Annotated in this window: 4 protein-coding genes; 2 read left to right on the forward strand and 2 right to left on the reverse strand. The window is 65.9% G+C overall.

Annotated elements, in window-relative coordinates; translation table 11 throughout:
* A partial coding sequence (locus Q7T09_RS08960) for a hypothetical protein (protein WP_304699260.1) occupies positions 1–258 on the forward strand: 258 nt, incomplete at its 5' end.
* Here the strand turns inward: Q7T09_RS08960 and Q7T09_RS08965 are convergent.
* Together Q7T09_RS08965 and Q7T09_RS08970 are read right to left on the reverse strand one after the other, a co-directional pair.
* Positions 248–502 (reverse strand): hypothetical protein, encoded by a 255-nt coding sequence (locus Q7T09_RS08965; protein ID WP_304699261.1) that lies wholly within the window; start codon positions 500–502, stop codon positions 248–250. The two genes, Q7T09_RS08960 and Q7T09_RS08965, sit on opposite strands and share 11 nt — an antisense overlap.
* 13 nt (positions 503–515) lie before the next feature.
* Positions 516–1,181, reverse strand: a complete 666-nt coding sequence (locus tag Q7T09_RS08970) for an HAD-IB family hydrolase (RefSeq protein WP_304699262.1) — start codon at positions 1,179–1,181, stop codon at positions 516–518.
* A 339-nt stretch (positions 1,182–1,520) separates the two neighbouring features.
* Between Q7T09_RS08970 and clpX the strand changes: the two genes are divergently transcribed.
* The coding region (clpX, locus tag Q7T09_RS08975; RefSeq protein ID WP_304699263.1) for an ATP-dependent Clp protease ATP-binding subunit ClpX at positions 1,521–2,653 on the forward strand (1,133 nt) is incomplete at its 3' end.

The raw sequence follows: 2,653 nt of genomic DNA on the forward strand, positions 1-2,653 counted from the left end.
GAGGGGCGGATGTTCCAGGTGCTGGGCAGCGCCGCGGCCGACCCCGCTCATCCAGAGCGGCTCGACACGGCCCGGAAGGTGGCCGAGGGCGTGCCCCGCTGCGCCGTGCGCCAGGTGGTGCTAGGGTTCAAGGTCGAGGGCGGTCGCTCCCGCTGGCTCACCAACGCCGAGATTTCGCAGGGGACGCTCAAGGCCATCCGGACCGACCGGCCGCTGACCGTGATAGGCCAGACCGAGCCCTGGTCGGCTAGACCCTGAGCCGGGCCTGGGCCGCGGCGATCAGGGCCTCGCCGCTCGCGGTGACGTCGAAGCGGTCGAAATCCTTGCCGGTCTCATCACGGATGTCGCCGAACAACCCCTTAGGGTCTTCGTGGAAATGCAGGAAGGCGCGGGACTTGAGATAGAAGACGCCGCGCTTCTTCTCGGTCAGGCCGGGCAGGGCGCGCACCCTGGCGAGCAAGGGCTCCAGCTGGTCCAGTGCGGTCTCACCGGCGTGCTTCACGGTTTCACCCCGCTCAGGGACGTTCCTTGAAGACACGATAGCCGCGGTGATCGGCGATCTTCAACATCTCGCGGTCGCCGCTGGTGTCGCCATAGGCGGCCTTCAGCGTCACGTCCGGACCGAAGGCCGCGCGCAGGCGGCGCACCTTCTCCGGGCCCCGGCAGTTGGGGCCCAGGAAGGCGCCGGTCACCCGGTCATCGGCGTCGAAGGCCAGCTCGGTGGCGATCAGGGCGTCGGCGCCCAGGCCGCGGGCGAAGGGGGCGACGATCATGTCGGGGGAGGCGCTGACGATCACCAGCTTGGCGTGGCGCTGGCGCCAGCGTCGCCAGGTCTGCAGGGCGTCGGGCCGCAACAGGCTGGGGGCGGCGACCTCGGCGAAGGCCCGCGCCTGGGCCTCCAGTTCGTCGCGGGTCATGCCCTTCAGGAACTCGCGCACCGCCGCGGCCTTGATGCGTCCGCGGTTGCGGTGGCCCAAATAGCCGACGGCTGCGGGGATCAGCCGCACCATGCCCGACATGTAACGGCTCTGGTCGACGCGCCACTTCAGGAATTCGGTGAAGCTGTCTCGCACCGTGATGGTGCCGTCGAAGTCGAAGGCCACCATTCCGGCGTCCTCGATCTGATCGTCCAGGAGTTCGTTGGAGGGCGCGCCACCTCCGCGCAGAGTTCGTTTCGCCATGAACATCCCCTCGCGCCCCTGTTCGGGCTTGTCTATTGGGAACAATCGGCAGGTGCGGCGCGTACCTTGGGGGGGAGAGGCGTGTCGCCGCGTCCGGGGCCGAAGTCTTGTCCCGATCTGGCGCACACCCATCTAGGGATTCGGATCAGCCCGCCATCGGGCGCCCCGGCCGCCAATCGTCGCGATGTGCCCCCAAAGGCTTGTGATCCTTGGACGGATCGGGGAATGTCAAGGATTAGACAACCTGCGGCGCGTATCCTGCATCGATGGCGTCAGGAAACGCCTCCGAGGACGGACGGCCCGGTGAACAGCCGGTCGTCGATAGAGTGAGAAACGACCATGACCAAGGCCGCCAGCGGAGACTCCAAGAGCACGCTCTATTGCTCATTCTGCGGCAAGAGCCAGCACGAGGTCCGCAAGTTGATTGCGGGCCCCACCGTGTTCATCTGTGATGAGTGCGTAGAACTGTGCATGGATATCATTCGCGAGGAGCACAAGATCTCCTTCGTGAAGTCCAAGGACGGTGTGCCGACTCCCAAGGAAATCCGCGAAGTCCTCGACGATTACGTGATCGGACAAGATCACGCCAAGAAGGTGCTCGCTGTGGCGGTGCACAACCACTACAAGCGCCTCAACCACGCCTCGAAGAATAACGACGTCGAACTGGGCAAGGCCAACATCCTGCTCATCGGTCCGACCGGCACCGGCAAGACCTTGCTGGCCCAGACGCTCGCCCGAATCATCGACGTGCCCTTCACCGTCGCCGACGCCACCACGCTCACCGAAGCGGGCTATGTCGGCGAGGATGTCGAAAATATCATCCTGAAGCTGCTCCAGGCCGCCGACTACAATGTCGAGCGGGCGCAGCGCGGCATCGTCTACATCGACGAAGTCGACAAGATCAGCCGCAAGTCAGATAACCCCTCCATCACCCGCGACGTGTCAGGCGAGGGCGTCCAGCAGGCCCTGCTGAAGATCATGGAAGGCACCGTCGCCTCCGTGCCGCCGCAGGGCGGGCGCAAGCATCCCCAGCAGGAGTTCCTGCAGGTCGACACCACCAACATCCTGTTCATCTGCGGTGGGGCTTTCGCCGGCCTGGAGAAGATCATCTCCGCCCGCGGCCAGGGCACCTCCATCGGCTTCGGGGCCAAGGTCTCCGATCCCGACGACCGCCGCACGGGGCAGATCTTCCGCCAGGTGGAGCCGGACGACCTGCTGCGCTTTGGCCTGATCCCGGAATTCGTCGGCCGTCTGCCGGTCATCGCGACCCTGGACGACCTGGACGAGCCGGCCCTGGTGAAGATCCTCACCGAGCCGAAGAACGCCTTCGTCAAGCAGTACCAGCGCCTGTTCGACATGGAGAATGTCGGCCTGACCTTCACCGACGACGCCCTCAACGCGGTGGCCCGCAAGGCCATCATCCGCAAGACTGGCGCCCGGGGCCTGCGCTCCATCCTGGAAGGCATCCTGCT

It is taken from the genome of Phenylobacterium sp., from assembly GCF_030645195.1.
Taxonomy (GTDB): domain Bacteria; phylum Pseudomonadota; class Alphaproteobacteria; order Caulobacterales; family Caulobacteraceae; genus Phenylobacterium.

Excerpts from the sequence above, each read along its gene's own strand:
- Q7T09_RS08970 (WP_304699262.1), bottom strand. The coding sequence starts at position 1,181 with ATGGCGAAACGAACTCTGCGCGGAGGTGGCGCGCCCTCCAACGAACTC.